The 16,026-nt window shown below is 67.7% G+C and carries 12 protein-coding genes, 1 tRNA gene and 1 pseudogene; 5 read left to right on the forward strand and 9 right to left on the reverse strand.

Annotated features, from left to right (window positions below):
* Positions 1-295 precede the first annotated feature (295 nt).
* From CSEG_RS16660 to CSEG_RS16675, 4 genes are all read right to left on the reverse strand, one after another.
* Entirely contained in the window at positions 296-3,577 is a 3,282-nt protein-coding gene (locus tag CSEG_RS16660; RefSeq protein ID WP_013080400.1) for a TonB-dependent receptor, read from the reverse strand.
* Positions 3,578-3,705: 128 nt separating this feature from the next.
* Entirely contained in the window at positions 3,706-4,680 is a 975-nt protein-coding gene (locus CSEG_RS16665; protein ID WP_227878856.1) for a FecR family protein, read from the reverse strand.
* The gene (locus CSEG_RS16670; RefSeq protein ID WP_167535141.1) at positions 4,677-5,270 is read right to left on the reverse strand and encodes an RNA polymerase sigma factor; all 594 of its coding nucleotides are present in this window, start codon (positions 5,268-5,270) and stop codon (positions 4,677-4,679) included. Before CSEG_RS16670 ends, CSEG_RS16665 begins: the two co-directional genes overlap by 4 nt.
* 87 nt (positions 5,271-5,357) lie before the next feature.
* Complete coding sequence (locus tag CSEG_RS16675) at positions 5,358-7,025, reverse strand: MFS transporter (RefSeq protein WP_013080403.1); 1,668 nt, start codon at positions 7,023-7,025, stop codon at positions 5,358-5,360.
* A gap of 199 nt (positions 7,026-7,224) precedes the next feature.
* Between CSEG_RS16675 and CSEG_RS16680 the strand changes: the two genes are divergently transcribed.
* Positions 7,225-7,827 (forward strand): peptidylprolyl isomerase, encoded by a 603-nt coding sequence (locus tag CSEG_RS16680; protein WP_013080404.1) that lies wholly within the window; start codon positions 7,225-7,227, stop codon positions 7,825-7,827.
* A 95-nt stretch (positions 7,828-7,922) separates the two neighbouring features.
* Positions 7,923-8,846, forward strand: coding sequence for a Gfo/Idh/MocA family protein (locus CSEG_RS16685; protein ID WP_013080405.1), 924 nt, complete (start codon positions 7,923-7,925; stop codon positions 8,844-8,846).
* Between the two features lie 141 nt (positions 8,847-8,987).
* Here CSEG_RS16685 and CSEG_RS16690 read toward each other — a convergent pair whose 3' ends face one another.
* The 3 genes and pseudogenes from CSEG_RS16690 to CSEG_RS16700 all read right to left on the reverse strand — a co-directional run bounded on the left by CSEG_RS16690 (position 8,988) and on the right by CSEG_RS16700 (position 13,213).
* A complete protein-coding gene (locus tag CSEG_RS16690) occupies positions 8,988-10,580 on the reverse strand; it encodes a fatty acid--CoA ligase (protein WP_013080406.1) in 1,593 nt (530 codons plus the stop codon).
* Positions 10,581-10,686: 106 nt separating this feature from the next.
* A pseudogene (locus CSEG_RS16695) lies at positions 10,687-11,528 on the reverse strand (copper resistance protein B).
* On the reverse strand, positions 11,528-13,213 hold the full coding sequence (locus CSEG_RS16700; protein ID WP_106907227.1) for a copper resistance system multicopper oxidase: 1,686 nt from the start codon (positions 13,211-13,213) through the stop codon (positions 11,528-11,530). The pseudogene CSEG_RS16695 and the gene CSEG_RS16700 overlap by 1 nt, the downstream one beginning before the upstream one ends.
* A gap of 45 nt (positions 13,214-13,258) precedes the next feature.
* Here CSEG_RS16700 and ybaK point away from each other — a divergent pair, with 45 nt between their 5' ends.
* Both ybaK and CSEG_RS16710 read left to right on the forward strand, forming a co-directional pair.
* Positions 13,259-13,735: a Cys-tRNA(Pro) deacylase gene (ybaK, locus tag CSEG_RS16705; protein WP_013080408.1), complete on the forward strand. Its 477-nt coding sequence runs from the start codon at positions 13,259-13,261 to the stop codon at positions 13,733-13,735.
* A 65-nt stretch (positions 13,736-13,800) separates the two neighbouring features.
* Positions 13,801-13,877: transfer RNA gene (locus CSEG_RS16710), tRNA-Met, on the forward strand.
* A 654-nt stretch (positions 13,878-14,531) separates the two neighbouring features.
* Here CSEG_RS16710 and CSEG_RS16715 read toward each other — a convergent pair.
* Positions 14,532-14,804, reverse strand: coding sequence for a hypothetical protein (locus tag CSEG_RS16715; RefSeq protein WP_013080409.1), 273 nt, complete (start codon positions 14,802-14,804; stop codon positions 14,532-14,534).
* Positions 14,805-15,046: 242 nt separating this feature from the next.
* Here CSEG_RS16715 and CSEG_RS16720 point away from each other — a divergent pair, with 242 nt between their 5' ends.
* Positions 15,047-15,460, forward strand: a complete 414-nt coding sequence (locus tag CSEG_RS16720) for a GFA family protein (RefSeq protein WP_013080410.1) — start codon at positions 15,047-15,049, stop codon at positions 15,458-15,460.
* 10 nt (positions 15,461-15,470) lie between these two features.
* On the opposite strand, the gene CSEG_RS16725 is transcribed toward CSEG_RS16720, so the two are convergent.
* Positions 15,471-16,022 (reverse strand): DUF1993 domain-containing protein, encoded by a 552-nt coding sequence (locus CSEG_RS16725; protein ID WP_227878857.1) that lies wholly within the window; start codon positions 16,020-16,022, stop codon positions 15,471-15,473.
* Positions 16,023-16,026 lie beyond the last annotated feature (4 nt).

The following is a 16,026-nucleotide window of genomic DNA, read 5'->3' on the forward strand; positions in this document are numbered from 1 at the left end:
CGGAGCACCTAGGGGGCACGGCCCCGAAGCGCCGCCGCCCGACGTCGAACTGGCGATGACGTCGACCGGCGATAGGCTCCTGTCTGGACCGCAAACAGAAGAGCCTGAGAGAACGTTGCGCTCGCCCAGGCGCCCCGACCTTGATCCGCCTCAAATCCACGAACGAATTCGGCGCCGGAGGGGCAGCTCCGGCGCCGATCGTCACGTCATCGAGGACTTTTCAAGGGGGTAGGACGGCCCCCGAAGGCGCGACGCCTGCGCGCGAGGCGAGCCGTAGCCCGCCTCGACGCCAGCTCTAGAACCGCTTGGAGACGTTCATGTACCAGTAGCGGCCGGTCGCGTTGTACAGCGAGCCGTAGTAGCCGAAGTTGGTCGACGAGACCGGCGGTGCCTTGTCGCCGATGTTGCGCACGCCCACGCGGACCGTGGAGCCGTCGAAACGGCCTTCCTTGAACGCGTACTGACCGTACAGGCTGACCGTGGTCCAGGACGGCATCTGGTAGTATTCGCCGCCGGTCAGGGTCGAGCCGGTGTCGTACACCTCGCTGACATAGTTGACGAACGCGCCGGCGCCCCAGCCGCCGTTGCGCCAGGTCATGCTGGCGCTGCCCCTGAATTCCGGGAATCCGCCCATGCCGATCTGGTTGCCGGCGGAGGTCACCGTCACGCCCGGCAGCTTCCCGGCGGCGACGGCCTGCTGAAGCAGGGCCTCGGTCGCGCCCGGCGCCTGATCATACTGCAGCAGCTTCGCCACGTTGATCTTCAGACCAAAGTCGCCCCAGGGGGTGTCGTCCAGGTCGTAGTCCAGCGAGAAGTCGACGCCCTTCACCACGCGCGGCTGCAGGTTGGTGTAGGTGTCGCTGATATAGTCGATGGCGCCCACCGTGTTCGTACCGACCGGCGCCAGGCGAACGACGTCTGGGTTGGACGACCCTTGCTGACGCAGCAGCCAGTCCAGAGCGATCTGGTTGCCGCCGCCCAGGATGCCGATAACGCCCTTCTCGCGGATCGACCAGAAGTCGGTGGTCAGGGTCAGCTTGCCGTATTCGACCGGGATGAAGCGCGGCTGGTAGACGAAGCCGACGCTGGCGTTGTCGGCCTCTTCCGGCTTCAGGTTTTCGTTGCCGCTGCGGACCTCGATGGTGCTGGCGCTGGAGCAGGTGGTGGCCGTCGGCGTGTTGATCCGGCAGGCCGCCCAGTCGGTGCGCGTGTTCGAGACCGAAGTCCCCTCGCTGTAGAACTGAGGCAGGTTCGGCGCGCGGAAGCTCTGCGAGACCGAGCCGCGCAGCGACAGGCCATGACCGACCTTCCACAGGATCGCGCCCTTCGGCTTCAGGACGTTGCCGAAGTCCGAATAGTGCTCGTCGCGGGCGGCGATCTGCAGGCTGACTTCCTCGACGAAGGGGATGTTCATCTCGGGCGAGATGACCGGCACGGCCAGTTCGAAGAACGCCGAGGCGATCGAGCGATGAGCCGACACGTCCGGCGAGCCCGAGGCCCCCATGACGTCGGTGCCGTAGGTCACGCCGGTGACGGTGTTGGTGTACGTGATCGTGCCGTCCAGGCGGTCGTCACGGTCGTCCTTGTAGGTCTCGCGGCGCAGCTCGACCCCGGCCGCGAAACCGACGTCGCCGCCGGGCAGACGGAAGAGGTCCTTCTTGGACACCTTGAAGTCGGCGAGGGCCAGCGAGGTCTTGCTGATCCGGTAGACGTTGATCAGGAACGAGTTGATCGTGTCCTGGCTATTCGGCGTGGCGTCCTCGCCCGAATAGTTGGTCAGCGAGCCGCCATTGAACGGATTGTAGGCCGACGCGTCCGTGCGGTTCAGCGCCGCCTGGAAGAGCGTGTTGCTGATGGCGTTGTGGGTCATGTCCTTGGTGCGGGCTTCCGAGTAGAGCAGCGCGCTGTCCCACTTCCAGCCGTTCCAGTCGCCCTTCAGGCCGCCCAGCAGGCGGAAGCTGTCGTCGGTCACCGTATAGGTGCGGCCGCCGGCGTCGACCGGGCGGTAGTTCAGGATGTTCATCGCCACGCCCGAGGCGCCCACGCCGGTGAGGCCCGAAAGGCGGTTCGGGTTGACCGCGCCGTTGGCCAGGGTGGTCGGACCGAAGGGGTTCCAGTAGGCGTTGGCCGCGATGCTGATCTGGGCCGAGCTGAGCGGCGCGGACTGCTCGCGGTTGCCGGTGAACAGGGCGTGGTAGTAGCCGCCCTCGCCATAGGCGGTGACGCCGCCGAAGTCGTGCTCGACCGTGGAGAAGAGGTTGGTGCGCTCCAGACCGCCCTTCAGCGACCGCTGCGAGTTCTCGTCGTAACGAAGCACGCGGTCATTCGCGCCCGTGATCGTGCCGGCCCGAATGCAGATGTCACCCGTCAGGGTCGCCGACGAGCAGCCGGCGGCGGTGTTGGACACCGGCTCGATGTGGAACACCCCCGTCGTCGTGAGGGCTGCGCCGTTCTGACGCGGCGCGGTCGAGGCGGGGATCAGCGTGAACGCCCCCCAGGGGCTCGAGGTCGAGCGGTTGTCGAACGCGGTGTCGCTGGCCCAGGCGGTGCCGGCCATGGCGGCGCGGTGATCCTCGCTGGCCGAGTAGTCGCGCTCGCTGGCCATCAGGCGGCTGCGGGCGGTGTAGGACCCGAAGAAGGTCAGCCGCGTGCCGTCGTCCAGACGCGTGCCGGCCTTCACGTTGAAGCTGCCTTCGCGGTAGCTCGTGCCCTCCGAGCCGCCGACCTGCCCCTCGACCCGCAGGCCTTGGAACTTGGTGTCGAGCACGGTGTTCACCACGCCCGCCACGGCGTCCGCGCCGTAGATGGCGGCCGCGCCGTCCAGCAGGACCTCCACGCGCTTGACGCCCGAGACGGGGAACGCGTTGGTGTTGACGGTCTGCACCGGGACCAGGTTCTCGGTCTGGGTGCCCGGCGCCAGCACGGCGCGGCGGCCGTTCAGCAGGGCCAGCGTGTTGCCGGTGCCCAGGCTGCGCAGGTTCAGGGACGAGACGTCGCCGCGCGCGTCGTTCAGGTTGCCGGTCGTGCGGGCTTCCTGGAACTGGACGTCGCCGGCCTGCGGGATCGAGCGGAACAACTCGTCGCCCGAGACGGCGCCCGTGGCGATGATGTCCTGCTCGCCGACCACCGTCACCGGCAGCGCGCCCGTCGTCCGCGCGCCCTCGATCTGCGAGCCGACGACCACGATGGCTTCGACGACCTGGGCCTCGTCAGTCGCCGCGCCGGCCCCCACGCTCGCGGACTGGGGGAGTTCGGCCGGCGCCGGGCGCAGCGTGATGGTCTTGCCGTCGTCCGACTGGACGACCAGGCCGGCGGCCTTGGCCAGACGCGCCAGCGCCTCGGCGTCGGCGATATCGCCCGCAACGGCCGGCGTGCGCTTGCCGCTGGCCGCCTCGAACGGGAACAGGACCTGCTTGCCCGACTGCTGGGCGAACGCCTGCAGCGCGGTCACCGCGTCGCCGGCCGGAATATTGAAGCTGTGGCGGGCCTCTTGGGCCAGGGCCGGACCGGCCAACACCAGCACGGCGGCGGACGCCATCAGGAAGCCGCGAACCGTGCGGCGCGTGTCGTTAGACATTGTTTTTGTAACCCCTCTCGACGCCTCCAGCCCCGACGGGAGGCGTCTTCGAAGGAACGACGCTATAGCCCCGACTTTCCGCTAGTCGCGACGGGAACTTTTTTGAACGCCAGCCCCGCCGGGAGGCTTCAGCTGCGCCGCGACAGCCGGATCGCGCCGTCGGCGCCTTCCGAAGCGCTCACCGGGAAGGCGCTGGTCACCGCATTGACGAAGCTGGTCGGCTCGGTGGTCTGGAAGTAACCGGCCAGACGCAGGTGGGCGATCGACGGATCGGCGATGCGGATCTGGCGATGATTGTAGCGATTGAACTCCGCCGCCGCCTGCGCCAGCGACTGGCCGTTCAGGGCGATCGCCCCTTGCCGCCAGGCCAGGCTCCGGTCGATCTCTGCGTTCGACACCACGCGCGAACGGGCGCCGCGCGAGTCGTAGATCGCCGCCACCCCGGCGGTCAGGCGCATGTCGTCCTTGGCGTCGGCGCGGACAGGATCGACATCGACGGCGCCCTTCTTGACCGTCACCGCCGCGCCGTCCGAGCGCAGGCGGACCGCCACCTCCGCCGAGCCGTCAGCCGCGATCACCGCATCGGCGGCCTTGACCACGAAAGGTCGGGCGTCGGGCGCGGCGTCGAACAGCGCCTCGCCCTTGATCAGCTTGACCTCGCGCACGCCGCGCTTGAAGCGGACAACGACCTTGCTGTCGGTGTTCAGCTCGATCCGGCTGTTGTCGCCCAGCACCACGACCCGGCGCTCGCCGATCGCGGTGGCGTAGGCGGTCGAGGTCCCGAACGACAGGCTTCCCGCCACCAGCAGCGCCATGGCGGCCGAGGCGGCCAGCCCGCGAGCCCACGGCGACCGCGACAGGGCCGACAGACGCGGCTGCGGTTGAGGCTGCGGCGTCGCCGCCAGAAGGTCGGCGTCCGGCCGCTGCAGCCCCGGCCGCAGCGCGCGCACGCGATCGATCCGCGCCCAGGCGACGGCTTCGCGCTCGTAGGTGGCCTCATGCTCGAAGCTCTCGCCGCGCCAGGCCTCGAAGGCGGCGCGGTCGGCGTCAGAGCACGAAGGATCGTCAAGCCGGACCACCCAGAGGGCGGCCGCCTGCCTCACCGCTTCGCGTCGTGATCCCGTATCCCGCTCCATGAGCGCCTTTCGTCGGCCTTGCTTTTCCGTTCGTTACGCCGTCCCAGCTTCTCGGAACAGTAGCGCAGCCCCTTCACCAGATGCTTCTCAACAGTAGAGACGGACAGGCCCAGCCGAACCGCTATCTCGTCTGGCGAGAGGCTATAGACTTTTCTCAACGTGAAGACGCGTCGACATTGCGTCGGAAGTTCGGCGATCGCGTCGGCCAGCGCCTGCAGCTCTTCGCGCGATTCGATGATGGATTGCGCGCCGGGCGCTTCGTCGATCGGCTCGATGCGTTCGAAATCGGCGACCGCGGTGATCGTCAGGACCTTGCGGCGGCGCAACGCGTCGAGGGCGCAGTTGCGCAGAACCCGCGTGGCGAAGGCGGCGGGGTTGCCGATCTCGCGCCAGGTCTTGCAGGCGATCGCTCGCGCGAAGGTCTCGTGGACCAGGTCTTCCGGATCGGTCTGCCCATCGCGGCAGAACCGCCGCGCATAGGCCAGCAGGTCCGGCTCCAGCGGCAGGATCTCCCGCCGAAACCAGGCGCGCCTGTCTTCGTCGTCTTGCGCCATCAACGCCCCTCTCGGCGGAAAGGAAGCCGATCGGGTGCGGAATAGCAACCCGGCGGCGGGACCGCCGCCGGGTCGTTTCGGGCGCGGCGCCTAATCCTCGATCGGATTGTGCCGCGTATCCTTCAGGAACAGACCCCCGATAACGGCGGTCACCGTCGCGATGATCACCGGATACCAGAGGCCCGAATAGATATCGCCGGTCGCCGCCACGATCGCGAAGGCCGTGGTCGGCAGGAAGCCGCCGAACCAGCCGTTGCCGATATGGTAGGGCAGCGACATCGCCGTGTAGCGGATGCGGGTCGGGAACAGCTCGACCAGCATGGCCGCGATCGGGCCGTAGACCATGGTCACGTAGATCACCAGGATCGCCAGCAGGCCGATGACCTTGGGCTTGTCGACCAGCGCCGGGTCGGCCTTGGCCGGATAGCCGGCGGCCTTCAGCTGGGCGCCGAGGTCGGCCTCCCAGGCCTTGCGCGCGTCGGCGAAGGCCTTGCCGGTCGCGCCCTTGGGATCAAAGCCCTCGAGCGTCACGCCGCCGACCTTGACCGTCGTCGGCGCCCCCGCCGGGGCGTCGTGGTTGCTGTAGGTGACACCGGCCTTGGCGAGATAGGCCTTGGCCACATCGCAAGGCGTATTGAACTTGGCCTTGCCGACGGGGTCGAACTGGAAGGCGCAGGTGGCCGGATCGGCGTTGACCACGACCGGGGCCGAGGACTCGGCGTGGGCCAGCACGGGATTGGCGTAGGCTGTGATCGCCTTGAAGATCGGGAAATAGGTCGCCGCCGCCAGCACGCAGCCGACGATGATGATCCACTTGCGGCCGATCTTGTCCGACAGCCAGCCGAAGAACACGAAGAACGGCGTGCCGATCAGCAGGCTGGTGGCGATCAGCAGGTTGGCCAAGGCGCCGTCCAGCTTCAGCGTCTTCTCAAGGAAGAACTGGGCGTAGAACTGGCCGGTGTACCAGACCACCGCCTGGCCCATGGTCAGGCCGAACAGCGCCAGAAGCACGACCTTCAGGTTCGGCCATTGGCCGAAGGCCTCGGCCAGCGGCTTCTTGGTTCCCTTCCCTTCCGAGATCATGCGTTGGAAGGTCGGGCTCTCGTGCAGCTTCAGGCGGATCCACAGCGACACGCCCAGCAGCAGCAGCGAGACCAGGAACGGGATGCGCCAGCCCCAGGCCTTGAACGCCTCCTCGCCCATCCACGTGCGGGTCGCAAGAATGACCAGCAGCGACAGGAAAAGACCGACGGTGGCCGTGGTCTGGATCCAGCTGGTGTAGAAGCCGCGACGCCCCTCGGGCGCGTGCTCGGCGACGTAGGTCGCGGCTCCGCCGTACTCGCCGCCCAGGGCCAGGCCCTGCACCAGGCGCATCAGGATCAGGGCGATGGGCGCGGCCACGCCGATCTGCTCGTACGAGGGCAGGAGGCCGACCACGAAGGTCGACACGCCCATCAGCAGCATGGTGATCAGGAAGGTGTTCTTGCGGCCCCAGATGTCGCCAAGACGCCCGAAGATCAAAGCGCCCAGCGGCCGGATCGCAAAGCCGGCGGCGAAGGCCAGCAAGGCCAGGATGAAGCCGGTGGTCTCGTTGACGCCGGAGAAGAAGTGGCCGGTGATGATCACCGCCAGCGAGCCGTAGAGATAGAAATCGTACCACTCGAACACGGTGCCGAGCGAGGACGCCCCGATCACCAGCGCGTCGCGGCCCTTCCCAGTCTTACCCTGAGCGGGCGCGGCTTGGCTGTCAGCCCCCATCGATGAATTCCCTTCCCTGATCGCCGCGTTTCCCCGCGGTCAAGCGGGACCCTAACTCAGCGAACGTGACTCTAGCGATGCAGGAAATCTGGGGAGCGTCACTTTTTTTGGGACCGGTTTCCACATTGCGGAGCGCGATGCACGGGAATGACGTCGCGGCCATGATGTGCGATCACCCCGACGAGGAAGAGGAGCCGCCATGACCGTCTCGAAGATCGCCCGCCGCGCCCTGGTCGGCGCCCTGGCCATGCTGGCCGCTTCGCCCGCCCTCGCCGCGGGCAAGCCGCGCGTGGCGATCGAGACCGACAAGGGGACCATCGTCGTCGAGCTGGAGGACCAGAAGGCGCCGATCACGGCCAAGAACTTCCTCTACTATGTCGACAAGCACCGCTTCGACGGCGGTCAGTTCTTCCGCGCCAACCGGGCCAAGGGCGCGCCCGGCGCCGGCTCGATCCAGGGCCAGCCCAAGCCCTATTCCCGCCGCGCCCCGCCGATCGCCCACGAAAGCACGCTGAAGACCGGGCTCAAGCACAAGGCCGGCGCGATCTCGATGGGCCGCGACGCGCCGGGTTCGGCCACCGCCGACTTCTTCATCTGCGCCAGCGCCCAGCCCTATCTGGACGCCAAGCCGGGCAAGTCGGACGCCGCCCAGGGCTACGCGGTGTTCGGCTATGTCGTGCAGGGCATGGACGTCGTGAAGAAGATCCTGGCCGGCCGCACCGACGGCCAGACCAACGTGCCGTCGATGAAAGGCCAGATCCTGAATCCGCCGGTGAAGATCCTCAGCATGAAGCGGGTCTAGAAACCCGCCGCGCGGCTTTTTTTGTCGGCCGCCTTGCGTCGCTCCATTTATACTATAAACGCCAGCGAAGAACATCCGCGCGGGAGGAGACTAGAGTGATCCGCATCGGCCTCGTCGGCGTGGGCAAGATCGCCCATGACCAGCATATCCCCGCGATCGCCGCGGATCCGCGCTTCGACCTCGTCGCGGCCGCCAGCCGCAGCCAGCCGGACCTGGGCGGCCTGCCCGTCTTCCACGACATCGCGCAGATGCTGGCCGAAGGCCCGGAACTCGACGCCGTCGCGCTCTGCACCCCGCCCCAGGCGCGCCGCGAGACGGCCCTGGCCGCCCTGCGCGCCGGCAAGCACGTCTTCTTGGAAAAGCCTCCCGGCGCCACGGTCAGCGAAGTGGCCGAGCTGGCCGCCGTCGCCCGCGAGCAGGGCGTCGTCCTGTTCACAAGCTGGCACTCGCGCTTCGCCACCGGCGTGCCCCAGGCCAAGGCCTGGCTGGCGGCCAACCCCGTCCGCACGCTGTCCATCGAGTGGCGCGAGGACGTGCGCCGCTGGCACCCCGGCCAGACCTGGATCTGGCAGGCCGGAGGCATGGGCGTCTTCGACCCGGCCATCAATGCTCTGTCGATCCTGACCGAGATCATGCCCGACGAGGTCTTCGTCACGGACGCCAAGCTTCAGGTGCCCGAGAACGTCCAGTCGCCGATCGCCGGCCACGTCGACATGACCACGCTGAAGGGCGCGGCCATCACCGCCGATCTCGACTTCCTGCAGACCGGCCCGCAGACCTGGGACATCACCGCCTGGAGCGACGCCGGCGAGCTGAAGCTGTCGATGGGCGGCGCCAAGCTCACGATCGACGGAAAGGTCGTGGTCGACGGCGAGAACCGCGAATATCCGGGCCTCTACGACCGCTTCGCGACCCTGGTGGCCGAGGGCCGCTCGGAAGTGGACGTGCGCCCGCTGACCCTGGTGGCCGACGCGTTCATGGTCGGGACGCGGGAGAGCGTCGAGGCGTTCATCGAGTAGGGGCGCGGATAAGATGCTCCCCCGCGATGCGGGGGAGCTGTCGCGGAGCGACTGAGGGGGCTAACGCGGCGCGCGTCCAGCTTGCCCCCTCCGGCCCTCCAGGCCACCTCCCCCGCATCGCGGGGGAGGATCCCACCCCGTTCAGTTCACCTGCCGCTCGCGCCCTTCCCAGTACGGCGCGCGCAGCTCCCGCCGCAGGATCTTGCCCGAGGCGTTCCTGGGCAGAGCGGCCACGAAGTCCACGCTCTTGGGCGCCTTGAAGTGGGCGATCCGCGTCCGGGCGAAGGCGATGATGTCGTCGGCGTCCGGCGTGACGCCCGGCTTGGGCGCGACCACCGCCTTGACGGCCTCGCCCCATTTCTCGTCGGGCACCCCGATCACCGCCACCTCGGCCACGTGCGGGTGACCGTAGACGGCGCTCTCGACCTCGGCCGGATAGATGTTCTCGCCGCCCGAGATGATCATGTCCTTCACCCGGTCGTGGATGAACAGATAGCCGTCCTCGTCCAGGTAGCCGGCGTCGCCGGTTCGCAGCCAGCCGTCGGCGTCGATGGTCTTGGCGGTCGCCTCGTCCAGCTTCCAGTAGCCCTTCATGGTCGAGGCCGAGCGGACGGCGACCTCGCCGACCGTGTTGGGCGGCAGGCTGTTCCCGGCCTCGTCGATGACCTTGAGCTCCACGCCCGGCATCGGCAGGCCCGCCGCGCGCATGCGTTTGTTGCCGGCCGGGTCGTGGTCCTCGGGCGGCAGATAGACCACCGTGCCAGTGGTCTCGGTCATGCCGTACTGCTGGACGAAGCCGCAGCCGAACACCTCCATGCACTCGCGCAGCAGGTCCAGCGGGATCGGCGCGGCGCCGTACAGGATGTGTGACAGGCGCGAGTAGTCGACCTCGCGCGCCCTGGGCAGCCGCACGACGATCTGCAGCGCCGCGGGCACCATGAACATCTTCGAGATGCGGTCCTTCTCGATGTAGTCGAGCACCTTGGTCGGGTCGAACTCGCGCGCCACCACGCCCTTGGCGCCGTTCAGCAGGCCGACCAGCCCCCAGCCGGTGCCGCCGATATGGGCGACGGGCATGGCGACCAGGCTGACGTCGTGCGGTCCCCACTGGTTCCAGGCCAGCGGCGTCTTGCCCGCCTCGCGCCGCATGGCCAGCAGGTTGTCATGGGTCAGCATCGCCCCCTTGGGCCGTCCGGTGGTGCCCGAAGTGTAGAGCTGGATGGCGATGTCGGACGTCGCGATCGGCTTGTTCGGATCGGTGTCGGGCCGCGCGTCGCGCCAGGCCTCGAAGGTCGCGTTCTCGCCCGCGCCCCGAGGCTCCATCGCGATGACGACAGGACGGTGGGTCAGCTCGGCGGCGACGTCCTCGACGTGGCCGATCAGCTCGGGCCCGACGAAGACCAGCTTGGCGTCGCTGTCGGCGACGATGTAGGCGATCTCGGGCGCGGCCAGCCGCCAGCCGATCGGCGTGGTGACGACCCCGGCCTTGGCGGCGCCGATCAGGAGCTCGAAATACCAGTCGCTGTTCTTGCCGACATAGGCGACACGGTCGCCGGTCGAGAGCCCAGCCGCGATCAGGGCGTTGGCGACCCGGTTCGTGTGGCGGTCGAAGTCGGCGAAGGTGGTCTCGCGTCCCTCGAAGCTGAACGCGACAGCGTCCGGCCGCGCCTCGGCGTGATAGCGGGCGACATCGCCCAAGGTCCGCATCCGCTCGAAGTCGATCGCGTCCGACATCCGTCCTGGCTCCCTCGTTGTCCGGCTCTGCGGCCGGTCAAACGAATGTTGGGCCAGGCTTCCGCGCACGGCAAGCTATCCGTAACGATAGGTAGAGCGCGAGCCCTTAGCGCCAGGCGCGCACCCCGATCACCACCGCCGTGCTTCCCGCCCGCTCGCCGGCGATGACCGCCGGACCGAAGGCCCGTTCGCGGATGAGACCGACATAGGGCGCGAACTCCTTGGTGATCTCGTAGCGCAGGCGCACGCCGCCCTCGAGCCGCGCGGCGCCGGCTTCGGCGAGGTCGCCTTCCAGCCGGGGCTGCAGGATCAGCTTCTGGGTCAGGCGCAGATCGTAGGACGCTTCGGCGCGAGCCGACACGTCGCCCTGGTCCGACAGATAGGCCGCGCCCTGAACCTCGAACCAGTACGGCGCGAGACCTTCGAAGCCGATGGTCGCGTAGCTCCGCCCTTTCGGCGCCAGGTCGTAACGAACGCCCGCCTGCAGGTCGAAGTAAGGACCCACCGGCCAAGCCTTCAGCAGCTCGGCCTCCCCGTGTTCCCAGCCCTCGCCGTCCACACGCTCGCCGCGCGCCTTGACCACCCAGCGCGAGGCGTCGCCGCCCCACCAGGCCTCGCCCTCGAAGGCCTGCGCGTCGGCGCCCTTGCGCGAGCGATATTCCAGCACGTCGGCGCGGACGGTCCAGGCGGTCCCGCCGCCATGCTCCTTGACCAGCTGAGCGCGGGCGGCGGCCATGGCCGCGGGGCTGTAGAAGCGCTCGGCGGCGTGGTCGGTCGGGATCGGCGGCGGCTTGGTCTCGCTCGCGGGCGCGGCGGGCGCCGGCATGTGGTGGCCGGCGTGCGGGTCGGCCGGCGTCGGCACGGCATGGCCGGCGTGCGGATCGGCGGGCCGGCCGGCGCGGCCTGGTGGTGCTCGTGCTGAACGGCGGGCGGAAGATCGACCAGCATCACGCCGCCTCCCCGTCCAGCGGACGCACGGTGACCACCGCGAACATGCCCGCGTGCATGTGCAGCAGCATGTGGCAGTGGAAGGCCCAATCGCCCGGCTCGTCGGCGGTGAGGTCGAAGGCGGTTCGGCTCCCCGGCGCGACATTGACCGTGTGTTTCAGGGGCTGCCGCTCCTGGCCGTTCACCAGCTCGAAGAAGTGGCCGTGCAGGTGGATCGGATGGGCCATCATGGTGTCGTTGATCAACACCACCCGCGCCCGCTCGCCGCGCGCGAAGGCGTAGGGCTTGCGATCGGGACCGTAGGGCTGGCCGTCGAACGCCCACATGAAGCGCTCCATGTTGCCGGTCAGGTGGATCTCCACCGTCCGTCCCGGCGGGCGCTTGTCCGTCGGCTCATTCAGGTTGGCGAGATCGGCATAGGTCAGCACCTTGTGGCCGACGTCTTCCAGGCCCTGGGGCGGCTCGGCCATGCGGTCCATCGGCATCGGCGAGATGCTCTGGACGCCTGGGGTCAGGGGCACGTTCGGCGCGTTGGCCTGGGACCGCATGGACATGTCCATGCCGGGCATGTCCATGCCGTGGGCCATGTTCCCCATGCCCATGTCCTTCATCGTCGCCAGCGGCCGCTTGCGCAGCGGCGGAACGGGGGCGGACATGCCCAGGCGCGGCGCCAGGGTCGCCCGGGCCAGGCCCGAGCGGTCCGAGGCCTCGGCGACCAGGGTGAAGGCCTTGTCCTCGCTGGGCCGGACGATGACGTCATAGGTCTCGGCCGGCGCGGTCTGGAACTCGTCGACGCTGACCGGCGACACCGGCTGGCCGTCGACCGCGACAACCTCCAGGGCCAGGCCCGGGATGCGAACGTTGAAGGTAGTCATGGCGGCGGAATTGATGATCCGCAGCCGCACCCGCTCGCCCGGCGAAAACAGGCCCGTCCAGTTGTCGGCGGGGCCGTGGCCGTTGACGAGGTAGGTGTAGGTCGAGCCGGTGACGTCCAGGATGTCCGTCGGGTCCATCCGCATCTTGGACCACTCGATCCTGTCCTTCAGCGACTGGTCCTCGCCGCGCAGCAGGCCCGCCACCGTCTGCTTCTGCTGATTGAAATAGCCGGCCTGCGCCTTCAGCTTGCGGAACAGCTCGTGCGGATGCCGGAAGCTCCAGTCCGACAGCACGACCACATGCTCGCGGTCGAAAGGGATCGGGTCCTCGCCCGCCGGATCGATGATCATCGGCGCGTAGTGGCCCGACAGTTCCTGCAGCCCCGAATGGCTGTGCCACCAGTAGGTGCCCGACTGCCGGACCGGGAACTCATAGGTGAAGGTCTCGCCGGGCTTGATCCCCGGGAAGCTTACGCCCGGCACGCCGTCCATCTGGAACGGCACCAGCAAGCCATGCCAGTGGATCGAAGTGTCCTCGTCGAGGTTGTTGGTCACCGCGATGCGGACGTTCTGGCCTTCCTTCAGCCGGATCAGCGGGCCAGGGATCGTGCCGTTGATCGCCACGCCGTGGCCGGTGCGCCCGTCGATGCGCGGCATGACATGGCCGATCGAGAGCTTGATCTCCTCGCCGCTCAGCGCCGCCGGCGATCGCGTCCCCTCGCTCGCCCGCGCCCAGGCTGGCAGCAGGCCCAAGGCGCCCAAGCCCAGGGCGCCGCGCAGCAAGCTTCTTCGATCAAAAGCCGTCATCACCGTTCCGTATTCCAACGCCCCGAGCACTTGGGTATCACCAAGGCCATGTCCAAGAGCACTCCCGCCACGATCGCACTCACAAAGGCCGGCGTCGCGTTCGACCTTTATACGTACGAATACGATCCTGGATCGGAGCGCGTGGGCCTTCAGGCCGCCGAGGCTCTGGGCGAGGACCCGCGCCGGGTGCTCAAGACCCTGGTGGTGATGCTGGACGGCAAGCCCGCCTGCGCCATCCTGCCCTCCGATAAGGAGGTCAGCATGAAGAAGCTGGCCGCCGCCCTGAAGGGCAAGTCGGCGGCCATGGCGCCCGTGTCCGACGCCGAACGGATCACAGGCTACAAGGTCGGCGGGGTCAGCCCTTTTGGACAGAAGAAGCGCCTGCCGACCGTGATGGAAGAAGCCGCCCTCGCCGAGTCCTATGTCTTCATCAATGGCGGACAGCGGGGCTTGCAGGTCAAGCTCGCGCCCGCCGATGCGGTGAAGGCCCTGGGCGCGACGGCGGCGGCGATCGTGGCGGACTGACATGGCGAACGGGGCGGGCTTGAAATCCCGCGCGGTTCTCGCCTATAAGCCGCGCCTCCTGGTCCGGCTGGGTAGCTCAGATGGTTAGAGCGGTGGATTCATAACCCACAGGTCGGCGGTTCGATCCCGCCCCCCGCCACCAGGATGGATGCACAGGCAGATGCCTAGTGGACCAAGATGGCGTTTATCGCCGCGCTTGTCTGTTATGAGAACCGCATTCCAGTCAGCCTGCACCTTCCGAAATAGAAAGACCCGCTAGCGCATCCGCCAGCGGGCCAGAAAAATCTAGCTTCTCGTTGCGACCTCAGGCGTTGAGCAGTCTCGACACCAGGCAGCTACGGGTTTTATCTAGTCCATGGCGGCCGGCTCCAATCGAACCGCCAAGGGCTGTCTCTTGAAAGTCCTAGGCCTTGATGGCCGCGATCAACTGGGTCGCGGCCATCAAGAGCAGCGTAAGGCTAATCAGGGCCTGGCTGGCGCGTTCCGTCATCATTGTCTCCTTTCCACGAGCCGCTTACGCAGAATCGCCGGCTAGGCTCGTGCTTTCAAAATACGAGCGGCACATGTTCGGGGGAAAGGGTCGGAAGCCTCTGCATTCAATGCAAAATGGGATTATCCCACAACTTACCCACAGGGGATGTGAGTGGATTTGCGCGGAGCCGTCCTTAAACGGCCACACGGATCAGACGGGGAACGGAAGTGGGTTCCGATTTGCATCCGCCCCCGCCACCAGGACGAACTCCGGTTTCAGAAAACGACTGGCGCTGAAACCGCTCACACTTTCGGCTGCCGCGCCTTAAGCTGAAATCGGCGGACGCTCTTCGTCCAGCCCGCCCACCACCAGCTTCAGCAATGGCCGCTTCGCCGTCGTTTCCGCGCCGCGCAGCTCATCGCCCAGCATGTGGAAGTAGTTCGCGATGCGCGTGTCCTGTTCGTGGCGCGCCAAGACGTCCATCGCCTCGGCGAATTCCTGACGCGACGCCGCGCCCTTGGCTGACAGGACGCCGACGAGGGCCGCGAACAGACCTGTTTGGATCTGCAACAGCGAGGGTTGGTCGGGCATATCCATTTCGACGCTCCTAGTCGTAACGGCCATGCGAATATATTGCGCCGCGTCGCCATGAGCACCCAATGAAAACGGACATTCAGGCCCGAGACGAATTGCCACAGTTCGACACAATGGAGTAAATTTTGCCGTCATTATTTACGGATACTACTGCGACAACTTGTCCAAAGCCCGCACTGGACACGCCGAAACAGCTTTTCCCGCAAGGGTTTGACCATGCAGCGCGCCATGGCTCTATTAGCCTCATGATGACCAACAGCTTCAAAGGCGGATGCCTGTGCGGGGCCCTGCGTTGGGAGGCCGATCGCGCGCCCGACTACATGGGGTTGTGCTGTTGCGGCGACTGCCGCAAGGCCTCGGGCTCCGGCTTCATCCCCTTCATGGGTTTCCCGGCCTCGGCGCTGACGATCATGGGGCCTACGCGGCAATATCGCTGCCAGGCCTTCCGGGGCGGCGTGTCGACGCGCAACTCTTGCCCCACCTGCGGCGGTCTGGTGTTCGGCGGCGAGCACGGCCTGAGCGACAGCCATACGATCTATGCCGGCAGCCTGGACGACCCCAGCCTGTTTGAGCCGACCATGCTGCTGTTCGACCGCGAGCGTCCGGCGTGGGTGGTCCCGCCCGAGGGCCTGACGCGCTACCCGGCGATGCCGGAGTAGCGCCTATAGGCTAGCCGCCCGGAAACGTGCCCGGTCGGATGTAGGCGAACATGTGGCTGACCCAATCGGGCTTGCCCAGCGGAACGCCCTTGTGGCGCAGGATCGCGTAGGCCGTGGTGGCGTGGAAATAGAACTGGGCGAACGCCCAGTCGCGCACGAACTGCTCGCCGGTCATGTCGAACACCACGCCGTTGGGCAGCTTCAGCTCGACTTTCCGCTGGGCCGCGCCGTCGAAAGCGGACGCGGGCGTCGCCTCCAACCGCGCCACAGCGTCGGCCAGCTGAGCCCGCAGCCCCTCGAAGTCGGCCGCGTCCTCCGCCGGCGCAAACGAGTCCGCGCCGGTCAGGTGGCGCAACAGATCGCTGGCCTGGGTGCAGACGAACCGCACCTGGGTCGACAGCGGGAACATGTCCGGCGCCAGACGGGCGGTCAGCAGATCGTCCGTCGAAAGGCCGTTGTCGGCGGCGAAGGCTTCACCCTTGCTCAGTTGGGCGCTTAGCCCCCTGAGCATCTGGACGTAGGTCGGGATGGCGAGCGTATACGGATCCATCGGGCGTTCCATCAAA

The organism is Caulobacter segnis ATCC 21756 (assembly GCF_000092285.1).
In the GTDB taxonomy this organism is placed as follows: Bacteria; Pseudomonadota; Alphaproteobacteria; order Caulobacterales; family Caulobacteraceae; genus Caulobacter; species Caulobacter segnis.